We start from the raw sequence: 20527 nt of genomic DNA, 5'->3' as shown, positions 1-20527 counted from the left end.
GTCGTTGTTTTTGTCTCCCGGCCCGCGCGCCGGCCGGTTCCATGTCTCGTCACAGCACGACAGGGGTGGAATGCGCAAGAGCCGTCGGCCACAAGCGCTCCCCGCCACCGGCACGGTGCCGGGCCGAAACGAAAAAGCGGGCTCGATGCCCGCTTTTCCCCCCGTGTCGCAAACCTCGCCGGCCTACTTCACCAGGCCCTTTTCCTTGAAGAAGCGCTCGGCGCCCGGATGGAGCGGCACCGGCATGCCCGCGAGGGCATCCTCAAGCTTGATCGCCTTGGCCGCGCTGTGGGCCGCCGCGAGCTGGTCGAGGTTCTCGTAGATCGTCTTCGTCATCGCGTAGGCGAGATCGTCGGAGACGTCCGCACGGGTGACGAGGAAGTTGACGACTGCGGCGGTCTGAACGTCGGCATCCTGGCCATTGTAGGTCCCCGCAGGGATGGTGCCGGCGATATAGGGCGCGCCGACCTTTTCCACGACCTCGGCCGGAATCTCGACGACCGTAATGTCGACCGAGGCGGCGAGGTCGCGGATGGAGGCGACACCGAGGCCGGCCGACTGCAGGGTGGCGTCGAGCTGACGGTTCTTCATCAGCTCCACCGATTCGGCGAAGGGCAGGTACTCCACCTTGCCGAGATCGTTGTAGCTGAGGCCGGCCGCCTCCAGGATGGCGCGGGCGTTGAGCTCGGTGCCCGACTTCGGCGCGCCGACCGACAGGCGCTTGCCCTTGAGATCCGCCAGGGTCTTGATCCCCGATTCCTTCGACGCGACGATCTGGATGTAGTTGGGATAGATGGCGGTGATGCCACGCAGCTTGTCGAGCTTGCCCTTGAAGCCGGCTTCCGTGTCACCGTCCCAGGCCAGCTTGACGCTGTCACCGAGCGCGAAGGCGATCTCACCCTTGCCCTGCTGGAGCAGGTTGAGATTCTCGACCGACGCCTTCGTCGCCTGCACGGACGGCCGCGTGTCCGGAATCTTCTCCGCGTAGATCTTCGACAGGGCGACACCCAGCGGGTAGTAGACGCCCGAGGTTCCGCCCGTCAGCACGTTGATGAACTCGGCCGACCGGGCCGGCAGGCTCGAAGCCATCAGCACGGCCGTCAGGGCCGCGGCCCCCGCAGTCATCGTCTTCATGAAGCGACGCATAGTCCCTCCTCCCGGAATGCGTTGAGCAGACGCGACATTGCGAGGCCGCGTCATTGCTGCCGACAAGAGTTATCCATGGCGGCGGCGGTAAGCTCAAGCCTCCAGCGTGGAAGGCACAGGCTTTTCGCCATTCCCACGCCATCTTCCCGGCGATAACCCCTGGGCCGCAGCCACGCGCGGGGATGACAACATGGCCGCGCAGCCCCACATGGCCTATGAACCCACCGACGACGAGCCACCAACGAGCGCCCGACGCATGATCGACAGACGTACGCTTCTTGCATCCGCTGCGGCGACCGCCGGTCTGGCGGCAACGGGATTCGCCCCTGCTGTCCTCGCCGCCCAGGGACTCAAGTTCGGCAAGGAGGCGCCGTTCTCCTTCGAGGGGCTCGTGGCGCGGGCCGAGGCGATGGCGAAGAGCCCCTACAAGGCGCCGCCCTCGCCGCCGGCCGCCATCCTCGACCGCATCGACTACGACGCCCACGGCAAGATCCGCTTCAAGCCGGAGTATGCGCTCTTCGCCGACGGGCCCGGCCAGTTCCCGGTCACCTTCTTCCACCTCGGCCGCTATTTCCAGACTCCGGTACGCATGCACGTCGTCGCCGACGGCAAGGCCCGCGAGATCATCTACGACGAGCGGTACTTCGACATGCCGCCGGACAGCCCGGCGCACGAGCTGCCGGCGGGCTCGGGCTTCGCGGGCTTCCGCTTCCAGGAGAGCCGCTTCAACCCCGACCCCAAGCGCGACTGGCGCAGCAACGACTGGGTGGCCTTCCTCGGCGCGTCCTATTTCCGCGCCATCGGCGCCCTCTACCAGTACGGCCTGTCGGCGCGCGGCATCGCGATCGACGTGGCCGTCGCCGGCAAGGCCGAGGAATTCCCGGCGTTCACCCACGTCTACTTCGACACGCCGGCAGACGGCAGCGACACGGTCACGGTCTTCTGCCTGCTCGATGGGCCGAGCATCTGCGGCGCCTACCGCTTCGTCATGCAGCGCGGCGAGGGCGTGCTGATGGACATCGACAGCACGGTCTTCCTGCGGAAGGACGTCGCCCGCTTCGGGCTCGCACCGCTGACGTCGATGTACTGGTTCTCGGAGACAGTTAAGCCGACGGCCGTGGACTGGCGGCCCGAAATCCACGATTCGGACGGCCTCGCCATGTGGACCGGCACCGGCGAACGCATCTGGCGGCCCCTCAACAACCCGCGGCACACCATCGCCTCCGCCTTCCAGGACGAGAACCCGCGCGGCTTCGGCCTCCTCCAGCGCGACCGTGTCTTCGACCACTACCTGGACGGCGTCTTCTACGACAGGCGGCCGAGCCTGTGGGTGGAGCCGAAGGGCGACTGGGGCAAGGGCGCCGTCGAGCTCATCGAAATTCCGACCGACGACGAGATCCACGACAACATCGTCGCCATGTGGGTGCCCCGCGAGCCCGCCAGGGCGGGGATGCGGAAGGACCTCTCCTACCGACTGCACTGGCTGGCAGACGAGCCCTTCCCGACCTCCCTCGGCCGCTGCGTCGCCACGCGCCTCGGCAACGGCGGCCAGCCGGGACAGCCGCGCCCCGCAGGCGTGCGCAAGTTCATGCTCGAGTTCCTCGGCCCGCCACTCGCCACCATCCCCTTCGGCGAGCAGCCGGAGCCGGTGCTGTGGGCCTCGCGCGGCAGCTTCTCCTACATCCTGACGGAAGCCCTGCCCAACGACGTGCCCGGCCACTGGCGCGTGCAGTTTGACCTCACCGTCGACGGCACGGAGCCTGTCGAGATGCGCTGCTTCCTCAAGCTCGGAGAGCAGGTGCTGACCGAAACCTGGCTCTACCAGTACCATCCGTTCTGAACGGCAGCCGGCCGCGCCTTGGCCCTTTCCCCAGCGGCGTGCCCGCGCGGTGCATGGCGCTTGCAATGTTATAGTAGAACATTTAATTGACTGGTCATGACCCATTCGCACGCGCACAGCCACCATCACCATGCCGAAGCGGCTGAGCCGACCCTGTCGCTGCTGCGCATGTCGGCGCTGACGCGCCTCACCGCCTCGGGTGCGGTGCTTGTGCTGCTGTGGATCGCCGTCCTGGCCGTGCTGGATTGACCCGATGACCGACGCCGTCCGCACGCCCGACGCCATCCGCTTCGAGAACCTGACGCTCGGCTACGACCGGCATCCGGCCGTCCACCACCTCGACGGCGCGCTGGCGGCAGGCAGCCTCACCGCGGTCGTCGGCCCCAACGGGGCCGGCAAGTCGACGCTGCTCAAGGGCATCGCCGGGGCGCTCCCGCCCCTGGCCGGCCATATCCGCCTGTCGCTCGGCACGCCGCGCGGGGTGAAGCCGCGCATCGCCTACCTGCCGCAGGCGGCCGACATCGACCGCAGCTTCCCCATCACTGTCTACGACCTCGTCTGCGTCGGCCTGTGGAGCCGGGCGGGACTGTTCGGCTGCATCGGCCGCCGGGACCGGGCGCGGATCGGGGAGGCGCTCGCCGCCGTCGGGCTCACCGGCTTCGAGAAGCGCCCCATCGGCACGCTCTCCGGCGGGCAGATGCAGCGGGCCCTCTTTGCCCGGCTGCTGCTGCAGGATGCGGACATCATCCTGCTTGACGAGCCGTTCACCGCTATCGACGCGCGCACCACGGCCGATCTGCTCGGCCTCGTGCGCCGCTGGCATGACGAGGGGCGCACGGTCGTCGCCGTGCTGCACGACATGGAGATGGTGCGCCAGGCCTTCCCGCGCACACTGCTCCTCGCCCGCGAGCCGGTGGCCTGGGGCAGGACGGAGGAGGTGCTGACGGCCGAGAACCTCATGAAGGCCCGTCACCTCGTCGAGGCCTTCGATGCAAATGCGCCGGTCTGTGCGCGCGACGCGGCCTGAGCGTCGGCGATGCTCTACGACCTTCTCATCGCGCCATTCGTCGAGTTCGATTTCATGCGCCGGGCCCTCGTCGGCGCCGCAGCCCTCGCGCTGTCGGGCGGCCCCGTCGGCGTCTTTCTGATGCTGCGGCGCATGAGCCTGACAGGCGACGCCATGGCCCACGCCATCCTGCCCGGTGCCGCCGTCGGCTTCCTCCTCTATGGCCTGTCGCTGCCGGCGATGACCATCGGAGGGCTCGCCGCGGGCTTCGCCGTGGCGCTCGCAGCCGGGCTCGTCGCCCGCACAACGGCGCTGAAGGAAGATGCGGCGCTGGCGGCCTTCTACCTCATCTCGCTCGCCCTCGGCGTCACGCTGGTCTCGCTGCGCGGCTCCAACGTCGACCTGCTGCACGTCCTGTTCGGCACAGTGCTGGCGCTCGACGACGCGACGCTGCTGCTGGTCGCCGGCATCGCCACCGTTACGCTCGTCGCGCTCGCGGTGCTCTACCGGCCGCTGGTGCTCGAATGCGTCGATCCCGGCTTCCTGCGCTCGGTGAGCCGCGCAGGTGCCGTCGCCCATCTGGCCTTCCTCGCCCTCGTCGTCATCAACCTCGTCGGCGGCTTCCACGCGCTCGGCACCCTGCTCGCCGTCGGCATGATGATGCTGCCCGCAGCAACCGCCCGCTTCTGGAGCGGCGACATCACGGTGATGATCGGCCTCTCGACGCTGGTCGGGATGCTGTCCGGCGCCGCCGGGCTCGTCCTTTCCTACCACACCGGCCTGCCGGCCGGCCCGTCCATCATCCTCGTCGCCGGCGGCGCCTATGTCATCTCGCTGTTCGTCGGCCCGGTTGACGGGCTCCTCTGGCGCCTCGTGCCCGCACGACATCTCGAAGCCTGACCTCTCCGTCGCCCCGCGACCGGCTCTGGAGTTAAGCCATGCGCACAAGACGCAACGTTATATCAGTACTTTTTTCCACCCTCCTCGCCCTGCCCCTCATCCCTGCCGCAAGCGCCCAGCAGGAGGCGGCGAAGGTGAAGGTGGTTGCCACGTTTTCCATCCTGGGCGATTTCGTGCGCCAGGTCGGCGGCGACCGCATCGACCTCACCGTGCTCGTCGGACGCAACGGCGACACGCATGTCTATTCGCCCTCTCCCGCCGACGCGCGCAGCCTCGCCGAAGCCAAGGTCATCTTCGTCAACGGCCTCAGGTTCGAGGGCTGGATCGACCGGCTGGTCGAGGCTTCCGGCACGAGCGCGACGGTCGTCGAGGCCGCTGCCAAGGTGAAGCCGCTCGAGATGGACGACGACCACGGCCATCACGACGATGACCACAACCACCACGCCCACGGCGGGCTCGACCCGCACGCCTGGCAGGACGTGGCCAACGCCAAGCTCTATGTCGCGGCAATCCGCGACGGACTGACGACCGTCGACCCGGCCGGCAGGGAGGTGTATGCGACCAATGCCGAGGCCTACCTTGCGAAGCTCGATGCGCTCGAAGCCGAGGTAAAGGCGGCCGTGGCAGCCATCCCGCCCGCCCGACGCAAGGTCATCACCTCGCACGACGCCTTCGGCTATTTTGCCAGGGCCTATGGCCTCACCTTCGTCGCCCCCCAGGGCGTTTCGACCGATGCGGAGGCGTCGGCGCGCGACGTCGGTCGCATCATCCGCCAGATCAAGCGGGACAAGATCCCTGCCGTCTTCCTCGAAAACGTCACCGATCCGCGCCTCCTCGAGCGTATCGCAAGGGAGACCGGCGCGACGATCGGCGGGCGCCTCTATTCGGACGCCCTGTCGGACGAAAACGGCCCGGCGGGGACTTACATCGCCATGATGGAGCACAATATAAAGGCACTGAGCGCCGCCCTCGCCCGTTGACGGTCGACGGCGGTCCGGCGGTGGTGCTAGGAGGGGGCGGAAAGCCCCGCATCCGCGGCGCCGCCTTTCGCAAGGTCTGATCACGCCCGCGTGGCCGGATTCCCCCGAATCCGGCCGCGTCGGGTGTCCGTTGGAGCCCATCCATGGCCGACAAGATTCCCGTCACCGTCCTCACCGGCTATCTCGGCGCCGGCAAGACGACGCTGCTCAACCGCATTCTCACGGAACCGCACGGCCAGCGCTTCGCCGTCATCGTCAACGAATTCGGCGAGGTCGGCATCGACAACGACCTCGTCGTCGGCGCGGACGAGGAAGTGTTCGAGATGAACAACGGCTGCATCTGCTGCACCGTGCGCGGGGATCTCATCCGCATCCTCGACGGTCTGATGAAGCGCAAGGGCAAGTTCGACGCCATCATCGTCGAGACCACCGGCCTCGCCGACCCGGCGCCTGTGGCCCAGACCTTCTTCATGGACCAGGACGTCGCCGAGAAGACGAAGCTCGACGCGGTCGTCACCGTGGCTGATGCGAAGTGGCTGACCGACCGGCTCAAGGACGCGCCGGAAGCGAAGAACCAGATCGCCTTCGCCGACGTCATCATCCTCAACAAGATCGACCTCGTCTCGCCCGAGGAGCTCGCCGAGGTGGAAGCGCGCATCCGCGCCATCAACCCCTACGCGGCGCTCCACAAGACCGAGCGCGCCGCCGTCGACATCTCGCAGGTGCTCGGCCGCAACGCCTTCGACCTCGAGCGTATCCTGGAGCTGGAGCCAGCCTTCCTCGAGGACGACGGCCACCACCATCACCACCACGATCACGACCACGCCTGTGGGCCGGACTGCGACCACGACCATCACCACCACGGCGGCCTGAAGCACTATCACGACGAGGACATGCAGTCCGTGGCATTGACCATCGACGGCGATGTCGACCCGGACAAGTTCCTGCCCTGGGTCAACGACCTCGTGCAGCGCGAGGGGCCGAACATCCTGCGCTCCAAGGGCATCCTCGCCTTCCGCAACGAGCCGCGACGCTTCGTCTTCCAGGGCGTGCACATGATCCTCGACGGCGACCTGCAGCGCGAGTGGAAGCCCGGCGAGGAGCGCCGCTCGAAGATCGTCTTCATCGGACGTAATCTCGACCGGGAAGCGATCCGCCAGGGCTTCCTCGCCTGCGCGGCGTAACGCGGTAGGCCTTTCGGACACGTTCCGGAAGGCCCACCGGGCGCTTGTTCCGCACCTCTCCCCTTGCGGGGAGGGCGTTTTCGCGCTTTCAGAGCTGTGTTTGGACCATAGGACGCCATGGCCGCTCCGACGATTTCCTCCCTCACCGACCACGTCGCCGATATCGATGCCGGCGCGCACGTCACCGCCCTCGGCTGGCTCGGCGGCACCGCGGCCTTCGCGCTGGGCGATGGCGAGACGCTTCTTGTCACCGGCGAGGAGCAGAAGCGCGTCGCGGCCCATCCGGACGGGACCGCGCTCGTCGCCGCCAGCGACGGCAAGCGCCTGGTAACCGGCGGCGACGATGGCCGCATCGTCGCCGTCACTGCCGACGGCGGGATCGAGGAAGTCGCGGACGAGAAGGGCCGCTGGATCGACGCCATCGTCGCTGGAAGCGACGGAACCCTCGCCTGGAGCGCGGGCAAGCGTGTGACGGCGCGCGACGCCAAGGGCCGGCTGCGCCAGTTCGAGGCGCCCTCGACCGCCCAGGGCCTGGCGCTTGCGCCGAAGGGCTACCGACTCGCCATCGCCCACTACAACGGCGTGAGCCTGTGGTTTCCCAACACCGACGCGGAGCCGGAACGGCTGGAGTGGAAGGGCTCCCACCTCGGCGTCACCTGGTCCCCGGACGGGCGTTTCGTCGTCACTGCCATGCAGGAGAACGCCCTGCACGGCTGGCGCCTCGCCGACCGGCGCGACATGCGCATGACGGGCTACCCGGCCAAGACACGCTCCTTCTCCTGGTCACACGACGGCAACTGGCTCGCCACTTCCGGCGCCGACGCGGTCATCGTGTGGCCCTTCGACAAGGAGGGCCCCATGGGCCGCGCACCGCGGGAGTGCGGCGTCCGCCACGCCAAGGTCTCGCGCGTTGCCTTCCACCCCGGCGCGCTCGTGGTCGCCGCCGGCTACGATGACGGCTGCATCCTTCTCATCCGCCTCACAGACGCCTCGGAGCTTCTGGTGCGCCGGGCAAGCCTCGAGGCGCGCAACGAGGCCTCGGTGACGGCCCTCGCATGGGACGCCAAGGGCAAGCGCCTCGCCTTCGGCACAGAGGGCGGCGCCGCCGGCATCCTCACCCTGCCCTGAGCAGCCATGGCCCTGCGCTTCGGCCTCTTCGGCAGGAAGGCCGGCGACGACGGAACGAAGGCCGCGCTCGCCACGCTGAAGGAGCGGGTCCGCTCCCTGCTCCTCCTGCCGGATGAGGCGACCGTCGCCGTGAACGAGATCGTCTGCGCCGATCCGGGCTGCCCCGGCCTCGAGACCGTCATCCTCGTCATGGAGCCCGGCCGGCGGACGCGGGCCCTCAAGGTGGCCAAGGCGGCCGCCGAGGTGACGGATGCGGACATCAGCGCGGCGGCTGCTGCGTCGCAGGCCTGAGCTGCGCGCCGCCGCACCCTTCATGTCCCTTGCCTTTCCTCCACGCGCCGGGCAAAGCTGCGGCGCCGGCCGTCGGCCAGGCGTACGGTCGGGGAGCGTTCTGGCGATGGTTCGTGTCGGTTTGCGATCGTGCTGGCTCAAGGCACTGGCGGGCATCGTCCTCTGCGTTGCCCTCGCCGCCTGCGCGGGCCCGCCCAAGGGCGTGCTGCTGCCGGTCAGCGAGCAGGCACCGGGCACCTCGACGGTCGAGATGATCGTCGCCACGACCCGCAGCCCGGGCGACAGCCCGGTCGAGATGTTCACCGGCGAGCGCGGCCGCGAACCGGCCTTCGCGCAGATCACCGTATCCATTCCGCCCGACAACGTCCGCACGATTGGCGAAGTGCAGTGGCCGCGCCGCGTGCCGGGCAACCCGGCAACCGACTTCGTGACGCTGAAAGCCGAGCGGCTCGACCGCCAGCAGGCACTCGACTGGTTGCACAAGGCGGTGGCGCGCACGCCGAAGCGGCGCGTGCTTGTGTTCATCCACGGCTTCAACAACCGCTTCGAGGACGCGGTCTTCCGCTTCGCCCAGATTGTCCATGATTCGGGCTCGCCCGTCGTGCCGGTACTCTTCACCTGGCCATCACGCGCCAGCATCCTCGCCTACGGCTACGACCGCGAGAGCAGCACTTATTCGCGCGATGCCCTCGAAGGGCTGCTCGCCGCCCTCGCGCGTGATCCCGCCGTCGGCGAGATCTCCGTGCTCGCCCATTCCATGGGCAACTGGGTGACACTGGAGGCCCTGCGCCAGATGGCCATCCGCAAGGGGCACATCGCGCCGAAAATCCGCAACGTCATCCTCGCCGCACCGGACGTGGACGTCGACGTCTTCCGCACGCAGCTTGCCGCCATCCGGCCGCCGCGCCCCAATGTCACGCTGTTCGTCTCGCAGGACGACCGGGCCCTCGCGGTCTCGCGCCGCATCTGGGGCAGCTCGGCCCGCCTCGGCGCCATCAACCCGGACGCCGAGCCCTACCACACGGACCTGCCGCGCAGCGGCATCACCGTCATCGACCTCACCAAGCTGCAGACGGGCGACCGGCTCAACCACGCGAAGTTCGCCAGCAGCCCGGAGGTCGTGCAGATCATCGGCCAGCGCCTCGTCGCCGGCCAGACCATGACAGACCAGCGCGTGGGCATCGGTGACCGCATCATCCAGCTCACGGCCGGGGCGGCGAGCACGGTCGGCACAGCCGCCGGCCTCGTCATCAGTGCACCCGTCTCGGTCCTCGACGAAACCTCGCGCAACAACCTCGACGACCATATGGAGCGTCTCGGCGGCGCCCTCGCCGACACAGCCGAGGCGACGGGCACCCTGCTGGTACCGGAGGCCGCGGGCACGCGCCGGGCACCTGCATCCGAGCCGCCGCCCCCCTGAGCGTCGGCACGTCCGCGCAGCCCCCTTGCTCCCTCGCGGGCGCGATGGTAGCCGGAGGGCGGAAAAAGGACGCTGAGACATGACGATCCGCCTGCATATCGGCGATCTGCCGGCCGACGCCGAATTCGGCGACGCCGTGGCCGTCGACACCGAAACCCTTGGCCTCGTGCCCCAGCGCGACCGGCTGTGCCTCGTGCAGCTCTCGCGCGGCGACGGCACGGCGGACCTCGTCCAGATCCGCCCCGACGGGCCGCCGCCGGATAACCTGAAGCGTCTCCTCGCGGACGAGAAGGTGCTGAAGATCTTCCACTACGCCCGCTTCGACCTCGCGGTCATCGAGTACTACCTGGGCGTCATGCCGGCACCGGTGTTCTGCACCAAGATCGCCTCGCGCCTCACTCGCACCTACACCGACCGGCACGGCCTGAAAGACGTGCTGAAGGAGCTGCTCGGCGTCGAGATCTCCAAGCAGCAGCAGTCGTCCGACTGGGGCGCCGCGACGCTGACCGATGCGCAGCTCGCCTACGCGGCCTCGGACGTGCTGCACCTGCACGCGCTGAAGGAAAAGCTTGAGGCACTGCTCGCCCGCGAGGGCCGCATGGAACTTGCGCGCCAGTGCTTTGCCTTCCTGCCGACACGGGCGCGGCTCGATCTCGCCGGCTGGCCGGACGTGGACATCTTCGCCCATTCGTGAGGGAAACGGCGCATGCTTTGACCCGGTGCGCCGTCGTCACTACATGAGGCTTGCCTCGGCGTGCATTGACGTGCATGCCGAGGTATCTTGCTTTTGATATTGCCGTTGATCGCGCGCATTGTCGGGACGCAATGAATTGCCCAGCCGCGCCACGTAGGTGAGAACGCCAGATGTCCGTGGGGGTGTCGTCAAACCAGGCTGGACGCCGCGTTTCACGCGGCGCTGACGCCTATGCCGCCGCCCTGCGCCACTCGCGGCGGGTGCGCTTTCTCAGGCGCGCGATCCCGATCGGTTCCCTCCTCGCCATCGCCACCCTCGTCGGCGTCAGCATGCTTGCATCGCTCGGTACCATCGGGGGCCTGACGCTGGGCCCCGTCAGCCTGTCCGGCACCAAGATCACCATGAGCGCGCCCAAGCTGCGTGGCTTCCGCGAAGGCACCCAGCCCTATGAGCTGACCGCCGCAGCCGCCACGCAGGACACGCGCAAGCCCAACCTCATCGAACTGTCTGACATCGACGGCCACGTCACCCTCAAGGATCAGGGGCAGGCGCACCTCAGCGCCGACAGCGGCCTCTACGACTCCCAGAAGGAACAGCTCCAGCTCAACGGCAACGTGCGCGTCACCACCGAACGCGGCTACGACGCGCGCCTCAAGTCGGCCTTCGTGGACTTCAAGGCCGGCACGGTCACCTCGAAGCAGCCGGTGGAGGTCGCCTTCACCGGCGCAACCATCACCGCCGACGCGCTTGACGTGACCGACAACGGCCAGCACATCACCTTCACCGGGCGGGTACAGGCTGTTATCGAGACCAAGGCCGACCGCCAACCCGACGCAACCGCCCCGCCGGCAACCGGCAGTACCGAGCCCGGCCCCACGCGAGAAGACCGTCCATGACCATCAGGCTCCAGCCCTACGCCCTCCTCGCCTTTGCGCTGGTGGCGGCACCGGCCCTCGCCCAGCAGCAGGAGAACGCCTCGCCCTTTTCCGGCCTCGGCAACAGCAAGGATCCAATCAAGATCGACGCCGACCGTCTGGAGATCTTCGACAAGGAGCAGCGCGCCATCTTCTCGGGCAACGTCGTGGCCGTGCAGGGCGACACGACCATGCGCTGCTCGCGCCTGATCGTCCATTACGACCAGAGCGCCACCAGAGGCGGCGCCAACCAGTCCGGCTCCGGCCAGCAGCAGGCAGCAGCGGGCGGGACGCCGGCAGAAAACAACATCACAAAGCTCGAATGCGCCGGACCGGTGACAATTGTCTCCAAGGACCAGACCGCGACCGGCGACCTCGCCACCTTCGACCGGCAGGCGAACCGCGTCTTCCTCACCGGCAAGGTGGCGCTCAGCCAGGGCCAGAACGTGCAACAGTGCGACCGCATCGTCTATGACCTCAACACCAGCATCGCACGGTGTGAGGCGAAGCCGGGCGGGCGCGTGCAAGGCGTGTTCGTACCGGGCGGCAACGAGCCGCAGAAGCCCACGCGCCCCCGCTGAGGCCGCACAGCTCGTCGACCGAGGACGGAACCACGTGAGATTTTCCCTGAAGCGCAACGTCGGCGTCACGCACCGACCTGAAGGGCTGGAAACCGCCGATCCCTTCGCCACTGACACGCCCGACGGCGCCCCGGCGCCCGACGAGTTCGCGCCCCCCTATGCCGCCGGCCCGCGGGAGGGGGACAGCGCCATCTTCGGAGGGCCCGGCATTCTCGCCGTGCGCGGCCTGCAGAAGAGCTACCGCGGCCGCACCGTGGTGCAGGACGCCGCCCTTGCCGTGCGCAATGGCGAAGCCGTGGGCCTGCTCGGCCCCAACGGCGCCGGCAAGACCACCATCTTCTACATGATCACCGGCCTCGTCGCGTCCGACAGCGGCACCATCACGCTCGACGGACACGACATCACGCACCTGCCCATGTACCGGCGCGCGCGCCTCGGCATCGGCTACCTGCCGCAGGAAGCATCGATCTTCCGCGGCCTGTCGGTGGAGGACAATATCCGCGCGGTGCTGGAAGTGGTTATCCGCGACCGGCGCGAGCGCGAACGCCAGCTCGACGCGCTGCTGGAGGAGTTCAACATCAGCCGGCTGCGCAAGTCGCCGTCCATCGCCCTGTCGGGCGGCGAGCGGCGGCGGTGCGAGATCGCCCGCGCCCTCGCCAGCCAACCGTCCTTCATGCTGCTCGACGAGCCCTTCGCCGGCATCGACCCCATCGCGGTGGGCGACATCCAGAACCTCGTGCGGCACCTGACCAGCCGCGGCATCGGCGTGCTCATCACCGACCACAACGTGCGCGAGACGCTGGGCCTCATCGACCGGGCCTACATCATCCACTCCGGCCGCGTGCTGACGGAAGGCCGCCCGGAGGAGATCGTCGCCAACGCGGACGTGCGCCGTCTTTACCTTGGCGAGGATTTTCAGCTCTAAGGACCGTGCAGAGTGCACCGTCCCTTTGACGCAGGGTGCGACAATCGCTAAAACCGTATTCCAAGCAAGAAGCGTGCCGAAGGCGCGCGGGGGTTGGAACCGGCGGCAACATGGCTTTGATGCACCGACTGGAGCTGCGCCAGGGCCAGAGCCTGGTGATGACGCCGCAGCTGCTGCAGGCCATCAAGCTGCTCCAGTTCTCGCACAACGAGCTCGTCGCCTACGTGGAGGCGGAGCTTGAGCGCAACCCGCTGCTCGAGCGGGCGGACGACCCCGACGGCGAGCACCCCGCGGAGACCTCCGAGCCAATATCCGAGCCGGACGGCGCTGACGACGAGCGCCAGTGGTTCAACGACGAGCTCGCTGTCTCGCGCGACACGCTCGAGGCGGGACTCGGCACCAGCCTCGACAACGTCTTCCAGGACGAGAGCGCGGCCAAGACCCGCGAGCTCCGCCCGGCCGAGGACATGCTGCCCGTCTCGTCGTCCTTGTGGAGCGGCGGGCACGGCTCCTTCGACGACGACGAGGGCCCCGATCTCGAGGCCACGCTGGCGGCTGACGTGTCGCTGCACGACCATCTCGAAGCCCAGCTGCTCGTCGCGACCAGCGATCCCACTGAGCGGCTCATCGGCCGCCATCTCATCGACGCCGTCGACGAGAACGGCTATCTGGCAGAGGATACGGCGGCCATCGCCGCGCGGCTCGGCACCACGAACGAGCGCGTGGAAAAGGTGCTGGCGCTCGTCCAGACCTTCGAGCCTTCGGGCATTGCGGCGCGCAACCTCGCCGAATGCCTCGCCATCCAGCTCAAGGAGCAGGACCGGTTCGACCCCGCCATGCAGGCGCTCGTCGCGAACCTGCCCCTCGTCGCACGGCGTGACTTGGCCGCACTCAAGCGGCTGTGCGGCGTCGACGACGAAGACCTGGCGGACATGCTGGCCGAGCTGCGCCGGCTCGATCCCAAGCCGGGCCGCGCCTTCGGCGGCGGCGTGGCGCAGACGCTGGTGCCCGACGTCTTCGTGCGCGAGGCAGCCGACGGCAGCTGGCTGATCGAGCTCAACGAGGCGGCGCTGCCGAAGGTGCTGGTCAACCAGACCTATCACGCCCGCGTCTCGCGCAACGCCCGCAGCGAGGCCGAGAAGACCTTCATCGCCGACTGCCTGCAGACCGCTAACTGGCTGACCCGCAGCCTGGAGCAGCGCGCTCGCACCATCCTCAAGGTCACCGCCGAGATTGTGCGCCAGCAGGACGGTTTCTTCGCCCACGGCATCGAGCATCTGCGGCCGTTGAATCTTAAGACCGTGGCGGACGCAATCGGCATGCACGAATCGACCGTCTCGCGCGTGACATCGAACAAATCCATCGGCACGCGCCGCGGCGTGTTCGAGATGAAATACTTCTTCTCCGCAGCCATCTCCGGCACACCGGGGGGCGAGGCGCACGCGGCCGAGGCAGTGAGGCACCGCATCAAGCAGATGATCGACGCCGAGTCGCCGGACAATGTGCTGTCCGACGACGCCATCGTGCAGAAGCTGCAGAGCGCGGGCATCGACATCGCCCGTCGCACCGTCGCCAAGTATCGGGAATCCCTGCGCATTCCCTCGTCCGTCGAGCGCCGCCGGCAGAAGCGCCTGCAAAGCCAGAGCGCTTGATGAGAGCGACGCCGCGGCTGCTCGCGTTGACTTGGGTCAACGCTCTTTCTACGACATACTGTGACAACCTGCTGAAGGGCCCCTCGAGGTGGCACCGTCAAGGTCGCCAGAAAGGGAGAGAACAATGACGCTGCGGGTTTCCGGCAAAAATATCGACATCGGCGAGGCATTGCGCAGCCAGGTCGAAGCCCGCGTGGCCAGTGTCGTCTCGAAATATTTCGACGGGGGACACGCCGGTCACGTGACGGTTGCCAAGGAGGGGACGGGTTTCAGGACCGAATGCGTGCTTCATCTGGCCTCGGGCATCACGCTGGAGGCCTCGGGCACGGCTCACGACGCCTACCAGAGCTTCGACCAGACGGCCGAGCGTATCGAAAAGCGCCTGCGGCGCTACAAGCGGCGTCTCAAGGACCGGCAGGCCGCCAACGGAGCCGCCAACGGTGCCCCGCAGGACATGTCCGCCTATGTCCTCGAGCCCCCGGGCGACGAGGAGGACGAGGGCGCTTCCGACTTCCACCCGGTGATCGTGGCCGAGACCACGAAACCGCTGCATGTCATGTCCGTCAGCGATGCTGTGATCGAGCTCGATCTGACGGGTGCACCGGTCGTCGTGTTTCGACACGCTGGCAGTGGACGCCTGAACGTCGTATACCGGCGCCACGATGGGACCATCGGCTGGGTCGATCCCCCGGCTGACGGCACCGCTGACAAGGCCTGACGTGCGTCTGCGGGCCGGACCTGGTCCGGCCCAACGGCCACGCACCTGTGTGTTGAGATATGGCTCTGACCGATTTGCTTTCGCCTGAGGCCGTTCTGCCGGCGCTCAAAGTCAACGGCAAGAAACAGGCCCTTCAGGAGCTGTCCGCGCATGCGGCCCGGCTGACCGGCCTCGACGAGCGGGACATCTTCGAGACGCTGCTCCAGCGGGAGCGTCTCGGCTCCACCGGCATCGGCGACGGCATCGCCATTCCCCATGGCAAGCCCGCCAAGATCGACCGGCTGTTCGGCCTCTTCGCGCGGCTCGAACGGCCGATCGACTTCGAGGCCCTCGACGGCCAGCCGGTCGACCTCATCTTCCTCCTGCTTGCGCCCGAATCGGCAGGCGCGGACCATCTCAAGGCGCTCGCGCGCGTCGCGCGCATCCTGCGCGAGCCGGACGTGCTGGAGCGCATCCGCGCCACGCGCGACCCGGCTGCGCTCTTCGCCATCCTCACCCAGGCACAAGCTGCGACGCAGCAGCCAGGCGACTAGTGCTTCTCACGCCCGCCACAGTCGCCTGTCCCAGTCCACCGCATAGCGCCCGGGGTCGTGGCCGATAGCGGCGAGCCCGTAGAGCACGCCGTCCGGCGTCGTGACGAGCCGGACGGGAATGGCCTGGACGAAGGCATCGACAGGCGCCTTGGCCGTGAACGCGGCGACGAAGGCCTGAGCATCAATCAGCGGCGCGAGCCGCGGCAGGATTCCTCCGGCAAGATAGACGCCGCCGGCTGCGCCGAGTGTGAGCGCCATGTCGCCGGCAAAGCGCGCGACGAGCCGCAGGAAGTGCAGCACCGTCTCCCGGCACGCCGTGTCCTGGCCGGCGAGCGCCCGCTCGACGATCTGCGGCGCCCCGTCCGTCGTGTGGGCGCCGCCCAGTACCGCGAGTCGCGCCCGGTGGAGGCGGGCAAGGCCGGGGCCGGAGAGAACCGATTCGGCCGTATGGCGCCCTTCCACCCGTTCCAGCGCCGCCCAGATCGCGACCTCGACCTCGTCCACTGGCCCGAAGTCCACGTGCCCGCCCTCGCTGGGCAGGGGAATGAAGCGACCGGCCGCCTCCGTGAGACCGGCGACGCCGAGCCCGGTGCCCGGCCCGAGCACCACGCGCGTCGGCCCCCGTGGCGCGAGGCCCTCCGTCAGCTCGCGCAGCCCGTGCCCGGGCAGAGCCGGCAGGGCAAGCGCCTGGGCCTCGAAGTCGTTGAGCAGCAGTCCCTGCTGGAGCGAAAGGGCATCGGCGATCTCGGGCCCGTCGATGACCCAGGACGCATTGGTGAGCTTGATGCGCCGCCCCTCGCAGGGGCCGGCGGCGCACAGGATGGCGGAGCGGGGAAAGAGGTCTCCCGCACGCCCGAGGGCGGCCTCCGCGGCCGCGACGAAACTCGCATAGGCCCCGGTCTGGAGGTGAGCGAGGGGCCTGAGTGGGCCGCCCGGCTCCATCACCACGGCGAAACGTGCATTGGTGCCGCCGATGTCGGCGACGAGAAGCGGATAGGCGAACATCGGTTCCCTGATCGTTCCTGTCTTCCCGACGATCCTCCCGGTGCGGCGGGGGGACGCATGCGCATTTTCCACGCCTTGGAATGATGCTTAAGAGCCATTAGAAGCACGCTCGGGCCGCCGGGTCCACGGCCGCGCCCTCGCCAGATGAGGAACCTCGATGTCCGCCGAAGCTGCCTACACGCCGCTCTTTCCCCTCGCCGCCGACACCACGCCCTACCGCAAGATCACGAGCGAGGGCGTGCGCGTCGAGACGTTCGGCGGCCGCGAGATGATCGTCGTGGAGCCCGAGGCGCTGCGCCTGCTGGCGGAGACCGCCTTCGGCGACATCAACCACTTCCTGCGCCCCGGCCATCTCGCCCAGCTGCGCGCCATCCTCGACGATCCGGAGGCGACGCCCAACGACAAGTTCGTGGCCTACGATCTCCTCAAGAACGCCAACATCTCGGCGGGCGGCATCCTGCCCATGTGCCAGGACACTGGCACGGCCATCGTCATGGGCAAGAAGGGCCGCTTCATCTGGACCGATGGCGACGACGAGGCCGCCCTCGCCGCGGGCATCCGGGACGCGTACCTCAAGCGCAACCTGCGCTATTCGCAGCTCGCGCCGCTCTCCATGTTCGAGGAGAAGAACACGCGCAACAACCTGCCGGCGCAGATCGAGCTCTATGCCGAGGGCGAGGACGCCTACAAGTTCCTCTTCATCGCCAAGGGCGGCGGCTCGGCCAACAAGACCTTCCTCTACCAGGGCACGCCCTCGCTGCTGACGCGCGACAGGCTTCTCGCCTTCCTCAAGGAGAAGATCCTGACCCTCGGCACCGCCGCCTGCCCGCCCTATCACCTGGCCATCGTCATCGGCGGCACCAGCGCGGAGCTCAACCTCAAGACGGTGAAGCTCGCTTCCACCCGCTATCTCGATGACCTGCCGACGCAGGGCTCGGAGGCCGGCCACGCCTTCCGCGACCTCGAGATGGAGGCCGAGATCCACAAGATGACGCAGAAGCTGGGCGTCGGCGCCCAGTTCGGCGGCAAGTACTTCTGCCACGACGTGCGCGTCATCCGCCTGCCGCGCCACGGCGCCTCGCTGCCCATCGGCCTCGGCGTCTCCTGCTCGGCCGACCGTCAGGCCAAGGGCAAGATCACGCGCGACGGCGTCTTCCTCGAACAGCTCGAGATGAACCCGGCGCAGTACCTGCCCGACGTGGACGAGGCCGCGCTCGGCGGCGAGGTGGTGAAGATTGACCTCACCCGGCCGATGTCCGAGATCCTCGCGACACTGTCGCGCTATCCCATCCGCACGCGCCTGTCGCTGACCGGGCCGATGATCGTGGCGCGCGACCTCGCGCATGCCAAGCTGCGCGAGCGCCTGGAGCGCGGCGAGCCGCTGCCGGACTACTTCAAGAACCACCCGATCTACTACGCCGGCCCGGCCAAGACGCCGGAAGGCTATGCCTCCGGCTCCTTCGGGCCGACCACGGCCGGGCGCATGGACGCCTATGTCGACCAGTTCCAGGCGGCCGGCGGCTCCATGGTGATGCTCGCCAAGGGCAACCGCTCGGCCGAGGTGCGCATCGCCTGCCAGAAGCACGGCGGCTTCTATCTCGGCTCCATCGGCGGCCCGGCCGCGCGCCTCGCGCAGGACTGCATCAAGAAGGTCGAGGTGGTGGAGTATCCCGAGCTCGGCATGGAGGCCATCTGGCGCATCGAGGTCGTGGACTTCCCCGCCTTCATCGTCATCGACGACAAGGGCAACGACTTCTTCAAGGAACTGAACCTCGGCTGAGCCGGCCGGCGCCGGCCGTCATCCGCGCCGGCGCCAGAGGCCGGGATGGTCGACGACGAGCCCCTCGTCGTCGACCATGAGGTCGGCCGTGAAACCGCTCGCCACGTTGCGATAGCGGAAGCGCCGCGGCGGTTCGCCAGCATCAAGCCGCGCATAGGTCTGCGCCTGCGGCGACACTGCAAGGTGCGGGATGCGGATGCAGGCCATGCGGATCTCCCGCTCCTCCTCGGGCGTGAGCCCCAGGTTGCGGATGGGCAGCGTGTTGGTGACGGGCGAGCCCATCCGGTCGATGTCCGTACATCAGCGCAGGTCGAGCCGCTCGACACCGTCGACGTGTGCCCGTCCGGCTCGCGCCCCAGGTGCAGCTCCCACCGGCCCGGGCCCTGCTCCAGCTGCAGCTCGACATGGCGGAAGCGTCACGCACGGTCGCAGGTCACGCGATAGTGCGTGCGGAAGATGCCACTCTCCAGCCTGTCCGCCACGACACCCTCGGCGACCAGCGCGTCCGGACGGTCGATGAGCTGCAGGTGTTCCTGCCCCGTGCCTCACGCCACGCCCAGTAAACGCCGCGCATAGTCGGCCTTCCTCGCCGGTCGTGGCGATGGACCATGAGACACCGCCCGCGGTGCCTCTGGCAATCTCCGCCGGCAGAAGGCAACGAAAAAGGGCGGCATGCCCGGCATGCCGCCCCCAAGCCTTCGCAAGGGAAACCCTCACCGGCCCGTCTTCACCCGCGTCCACAGCCGCGTCAGTGTGCGCTGGGCGCGTTCGTCATAGGCTGTGTTGGTGAAGAGGCGCTTCATCGTCGCCTCGTCGGGGTAGATGCCGGGATCGTTGCGGATTTCTTCGTCAAGAAGCTCCGTCGCGGCACTGTTGCCGTTGGCGTAGGCGACGAAGTTGCTGTTGGCGGCCGCGACCTCGGGCTTCATCATGAAGTTGATGAAGGCGTGCGCCTCCTCGGGATGCGGGGCGTCGGCGGGGATGGCCATTGAGTCGAACCACATCAGCGCCCCTTCCTTGGGGATGATGTAGGCGATGTTGACGCCGTTCTTCGCCTCCTCGGCGCGGGCCTTGGCCTGCAGGATGTCGCCCGAATAGCCCACGGCCACGCAGATGTCGCCGTTGGCAAGCGCATTGATGTACTCGGAGGAGTGGAACTTCTGGATATTGCCGCGCACCTTCACGAGCAGGTCGGCAGCCTTCTGGAAGTCCTTGGCATCCTTGGAATCGGGGTTGAGGCCGAGGTAGCTCAGCACGCCGGGCATGATGTCCTCCGGCGCGTCGAGCATGTGGATGCCACAGTCCTTGAGCTTGGCCGAGAGCTCGGGCTTCAGCACGATGTCCCAGGTGTTCAGGGGAATGTCGCCCAGCCGCTCCTTCACCTTGTCGACATTGATGCCGATGCCGGTGGTGCCCCACATGTAATTGACGGCGTGCTCGTTGCCGGGGTCGAAGACCTGGAGCCGCTCGGCCACCTCGGGCCAGACGTACTGCAAGTTGGGAATCTTCGACTTGTCGAGCTTCTGGAAGATGCCGGCGTTGATCAGCCGCTGCAGGAAGGGCCCGGACGGCACGACGATGTCGTAGCCAGACTTGCCGGCGAGCAGCTTGGTTTCGACGATCTCGTTGTTGTCATAGGTGTCGTAGACGACCTTGATGCCGGTCTCCTTGGTGAAGTCCTCCAGCATCTTCGGATCGACGTAATCCGACCAGTTGTAGACGTGGACCATCTTCTCCTGCGCGGTCGCCGGTCCGGCAAGCGCGAGAAGAGGTGCGGCAACGAGTGAGGCAACGAGAGCGCGGACCATTTCCGGGCAGTCTCCAAGACGG

At 68.1% G+C, this 20527-nt stretch carries 21 protein-coding genes; 17 read left to right on the top strand and 4 right to left on the bottom strand.

All coding sequences use genetic code 11. The annotated features are described in order from the left end of the window. Nucleotides 1-183 precede the first annotated feature (183 nt). Nucleotides 184-1146, bottom strand: a complete 963-nt coding sequence (locus HNQ73_RS07150; protein WP_373284880.1) for a TAXI family TRAP transporter solute-binding subunit — start codon at nucleotides 1144-1146, stop codon at nucleotides 184-186. A gap of 256 nt (nucleotides 1147-1402) precedes the next feature. On the opposite strand from HNQ73_RS07150, the gene HNQ73_RS07145 reads away from it, so the two are divergent. The 16 genes from HNQ73_RS07145 to ptsN all read left to right on the top strand — a co-directional run bounded on the left by HNQ73_RS07145 (nucleotide 1403) and on the right by ptsN (nucleotide 15912). Beyond that, a complete protein-coding gene (locus tag HNQ73_RS07145) occupies nucleotides 1403-2986 on the top strand; it encodes an OpgD/OpgG family glucan biosynthesis protein (RefSeq protein ID WP_183334285.1) in 1584 nt (527 codons plus the stop codon). Between the two features lie 96 nt (nucleotides 2987-3082). Then, on the top strand, nucleotides 3083-3235 hold the full coding sequence (locus HNQ73_RS07140; protein WP_183333689.1) for a hypothetical protein: 153 nt from the start codon (nucleotides 3083-3085) through the stop codon (nucleotides 3233-3235). A gap of 4 nt (nucleotides 3236-3239) precedes the next feature. Next, nucleotides 3240-4013: a zinc ABC transporter ATP-binding protein AztA gene (aztA, locus tag HNQ73_RS07135; protein ID WP_183333687.1), complete on the top strand. Its 774-nt coding sequence runs from the start codon at nucleotides 3240-3242 to the stop codon at nucleotides 4011-4013. 9 nt (nucleotides 4014-4022) lie between these two features. Next, nucleotides 4023-4892: a metal ABC transporter permease gene (locus tag HNQ73_RS07130; RefSeq protein ID WP_183333685.1), complete on the top strand. Its 870-nt coding sequence runs from the start codon at nucleotides 4023-4025 to the stop codon at nucleotides 4890-4892. Between the two features lie 38 nt (nucleotides 4893-4930). Continuing rightward, a complete protein-coding gene (locus HNQ73_RS07125) occupies nucleotides 4931-5872 on the top strand; it encodes a metal ABC transporter substrate-binding protein (RefSeq protein ID WP_183333683.1) in 942 nt (313 codons plus the stop codon). Between the two features lie 143 nt (nucleotides 5873-6015). Beyond that, nucleotides 6016-7056 (top strand): CobW family GTP-binding protein, encoded by a 1041-nt coding sequence (locus HNQ73_RS07120; protein ID WP_183333681.1) that lies wholly within the window; start codon nucleotides 6016-6018, stop codon nucleotides 7054-7056. A 117-nt stretch (nucleotides 7057-7173) separates the two neighbouring features. Further along, nucleotides 7174-8184 carry a WD40 repeat domain-containing protein gene (locus tag HNQ73_RS07115; RefSeq protein ID WP_183333679.1) on the top strand — a complete coding sequence of 337 codons (1011 nt, stop codon included), beginning with the start codon at nucleotides 7174-7176 and terminating at the stop codon, nucleotides 8182-8184. A gap of 6 nt (nucleotides 8185-8190) precedes the next feature. After that, a complete protein-coding gene (locus tag HNQ73_RS07110; protein ID WP_183333677.1) occupies nucleotides 8191-8475 on the top strand; it encodes a hypothetical protein in 285 nt (94 codons plus the stop codon). A gap of 106 nt (nucleotides 8476-8581) precedes the next feature. Next, the gene (locus HNQ73_RS07105; RefSeq protein ID WP_183333675.1) at nucleotides 8582-9895 is read left to right on the top strand and encodes an alpha/beta hydrolase; all 1314 of its coding nucleotides are present in this window, start codon (nucleotides 8582-8584) and stop codon (nucleotides 9893-9895) included. 79 nt (nucleotides 9896-9974) lie between these two features. Next, complete coding sequence (locus HNQ73_RS07100; RefSeq protein WP_183333673.1) at nucleotides 9975-10589, top strand: ribonuclease D; 615 nt, start codon at nucleotides 9975-9977, stop codon at nucleotides 10587-10589. A 170-nt stretch (nucleotides 10590-10759) separates the two neighbouring features. Further along, nucleotides 10760-11485, top strand: a complete 726-nt coding sequence (lptC, locus tag HNQ73_RS07095) for an LPS export ABC transporter periplasmic protein LptC (protein WP_183333671.1) — start codon at nucleotides 10760-10762, stop codon at nucleotides 11483-11485. After that, nucleotides 11482-12084 (top strand): LptA/OstA family protein, encoded by a 603-nt coding sequence (locus HNQ73_RS07090; protein ID WP_183333669.1) that lies wholly within the window; start codon nucleotides 11482-11484, stop codon nucleotides 12082-12084. The genes lptC and HNQ73_RS07090 overlap by 4 nt, the downstream gene beginning before the upstream one ends. Nucleotides 12085-12118: 34 nt before the next feature. Further along, nucleotides 12119-13009, top strand: a complete 891-nt coding sequence (gene lptB / locus HNQ73_RS07085) for an LPS export ABC transporter ATP-binding protein (RefSeq protein ID WP_183333667.1) — start codon at nucleotides 12119-12121, stop codon at nucleotides 13007-13009. A gap of 110 nt (nucleotides 13010-13119) precedes the next feature. Next, a complete protein-coding gene (gene rpoN / locus HNQ73_RS07080) occupies nucleotides 13120-14661 on the top strand; it encodes an RNA polymerase factor sigma-54 (protein ID WP_183333665.1) in 1542 nt (513 codons plus the stop codon). Between the two features lie 124 nt (nucleotides 14662-14785). Then, nucleotides 14786-15379 carry a ribosome hibernation-promoting factor, HPF/YfiA family gene (gene hpf, locus HNQ73_RS07075; RefSeq protein ID WP_183333663.1) on the top strand — a complete coding sequence of 198 codons (594 nt, stop codon included), beginning with the start codon at nucleotides 14786-14788 and terminating at the stop codon, nucleotides 15377-15379. Between the two features lie 59 nt (nucleotides 15380-15438). Next, on the top strand, nucleotides 15439-15912 hold the full coding sequence (gene ptsN, locus HNQ73_RS07070; RefSeq protein WP_183333660.1) for a PTS IIA-like nitrogen regulatory protein PtsN: 474 nt from the start codon (nucleotides 15439-15441) through the stop codon (nucleotides 15910-15912). A 6-nt stretch (nucleotides 15913-15918) separates the two neighbouring features. On the opposite strand, the gene HNQ73_RS07065 is transcribed toward ptsN, so the two are convergent. After that, nucleotides 15919-16917, bottom strand: a complete 999-nt coding sequence (locus HNQ73_RS07065) for a glucokinase (protein WP_183333658.1) — start codon at nucleotides 16915-16917, stop codon at nucleotides 15919-15921. A 157-nt stretch (nucleotides 16918-17074) separates the two neighbouring features. Between HNQ73_RS07065 and HNQ73_RS07060 the strand changes: the two genes are divergently transcribed. Next, nucleotides 17075-18697, top strand: a complete 1623-nt coding sequence (locus tag HNQ73_RS07060) for a fumarate hydratase (RefSeq protein WP_183333656.1) — start codon at nucleotides 17075-17077, stop codon at nucleotides 18695-18697. 18 nt (nucleotides 18698-18715) lie between these two features. Here the strand turns inward: HNQ73_RS07060 and HNQ73_RS07055 are convergent, their stop codons facing one another. Together HNQ73_RS07055 and HNQ73_RS07050 are read right to left on the bottom strand one after the other, a co-directional pair. Continuing rightward, a complete protein-coding gene (locus HNQ73_RS07055) occupies nucleotides 18716-18988 on the bottom strand; it encodes a putative glycolipid-binding domain-containing protein (protein WP_306415748.1) in 273 nt (90 codons plus the stop codon). Nucleotides 18989-19410: 422 nt separating this feature from the next. Then, nucleotides 19411-20505: a polyamine ABC transporter substrate-binding protein gene (locus tag HNQ73_RS07050; protein WP_183333652.1), complete on the bottom strand. Its 1095-nt coding sequence runs from the start codon at nucleotides 20503-20505 to the stop codon at nucleotides 19411-19413. Between the last annotated feature and the right edge of the window lie 22 nt (nucleotides 20506-20527).

Source organism: Chelatococcus composti, from assembly GCF_014201415.1.
Lineage (GTDB): Bacteria > Pseudomonadota > Alphaproteobacteria > Rhizobiales > Beijerinckiaceae > Chelatococcus_A > Chelatococcus_A composti.
This window is presented reverse-complemented; position numbering and strand designations above follow the sequence as displayed.

Bases quoted from the DNA above. Each gene is read 5' to 3' on its own strand.
- HNQ73_RS07150 (WP_373284880.1), bottom strand. From the start codon at position 1,146: ATGCGTCGCTTCATGAAGACGATGACTGCGGGGGCCGCGGCCCTGACG.
- HNQ73_RS07145 (WP_183334285.1), top strand. From the start codon at position 1,403: ATGATCGACAGACGTACGCTTCTTGCATCCGCTGCGGCGACCGCCGGT.
- HNQ73_RS07140 (WP_183333689.1), top strand. From the start codon at position 3,083: ATGACCCATTCGCACGCGCACAGCCACCATCACCATGCCGAAGCGGCT.
- aztA (WP_183333687.1), top strand. From the start codon at position 3,240: ATGACCGACGCCGTCCGCACGCCCGACGCCATCCGCTTCGAGAACCTG.
- HNQ73_RS07130 (WP_183333685.1), top strand. From the start codon at position 4,023: ATGCTCTACGACCTTCTCATCGCGCCATTCGTCGAGTTCGATTTCATG.
- HNQ73_RS07125 (WP_183333683.1), top strand. From the start codon at position 4,931: ATGCGCACAAGACGCAACGTTATATCAGTACTTTTTTCCACCCTCCTC.
- HNQ73_RS07120 (WP_183333681.1), top strand. From the start codon at position 6,016: ATGGCCGACAAGATTCCCGTCACCGTCCTCACCGGCTATCTCGGCGCC.
- HNQ73_RS07115 (WP_183333679.1), top strand. From the start codon at position 7,174: ATGGCCGCTCCGACGATTTCCTCCCTCACCGACCACGTCGCCGATATC.
- HNQ73_RS07110 (WP_183333677.1), top strand. From the start codon at position 8,191: ATGGCCCTGCGCTTCGGCCTCTTCGGCAGGAAGGCCGGCGACGACGGA.
- HNQ73_RS07105 (WP_183333675.1), top strand. From the start codon at position 8,582: ATGGTTCGTGTCGGTTTGCGATCGTGCTGGCTCAAGGCACTGGCGGGC.
- HNQ73_RS07100 (WP_183333673.1), top strand. From the start codon at position 9,975: ATGACGATCCGCCTGCATATCGGCGATCTGCCGGCCGACGCCGAATTC.
- lptC (WP_183333671.1), top strand. From the start codon at position 10,760: ATGTCCGTGGGGGTGTCGTCAAACCAGGCTGGACGCCGCGTTTCACGC.
- HNQ73_RS07090 (WP_183333669.1), top strand. From the start codon at position 11,482: ATGACCATCAGGCTCCAGCCCTACGCCCTCCTCGCCTTTGCGCTGGTG.
- rpoN (WP_183333665.1), top strand. From the start codon at position 13,120: ATGGCTTTGATGCACCGACTGGAGCTGCGCCAGGGCCAGAGCCTGGTG.
- hpf (WP_183333663.1), top strand. From the start codon at position 14,786: ATGACGCTGCGGGTTTCCGGCAAAAATATCGACATCGGCGAGGCATTG.
- ptsN (WP_183333660.1), top strand. From the start codon at position 15,439: ATGGCTCTGACCGATTTGCTTTCGCCTGAGGCCGTTCTGCCGGCGCTC.
- HNQ73_RS07065 (WP_183333658.1), bottom strand. From the start codon at position 16,917: ATGTTCGCCTATCCGCTTCTCGTCGCCGACATCGGCGGCACCAATGCA.
- HNQ73_RS07060 (WP_183333656.1), top strand. From the start codon at position 17,075: ATGTCCGCCGAAGCTGCCTACACGCCGCTCTTTCCCCTCGCCGCCGAC.
- HNQ73_RS07050 (WP_183333652.1), bottom strand. From the start codon at position 20,505: ATGGTCCGCGCTCTCGTTGCCTCACTCGTTGCCGCACCTCTTCTCGCG.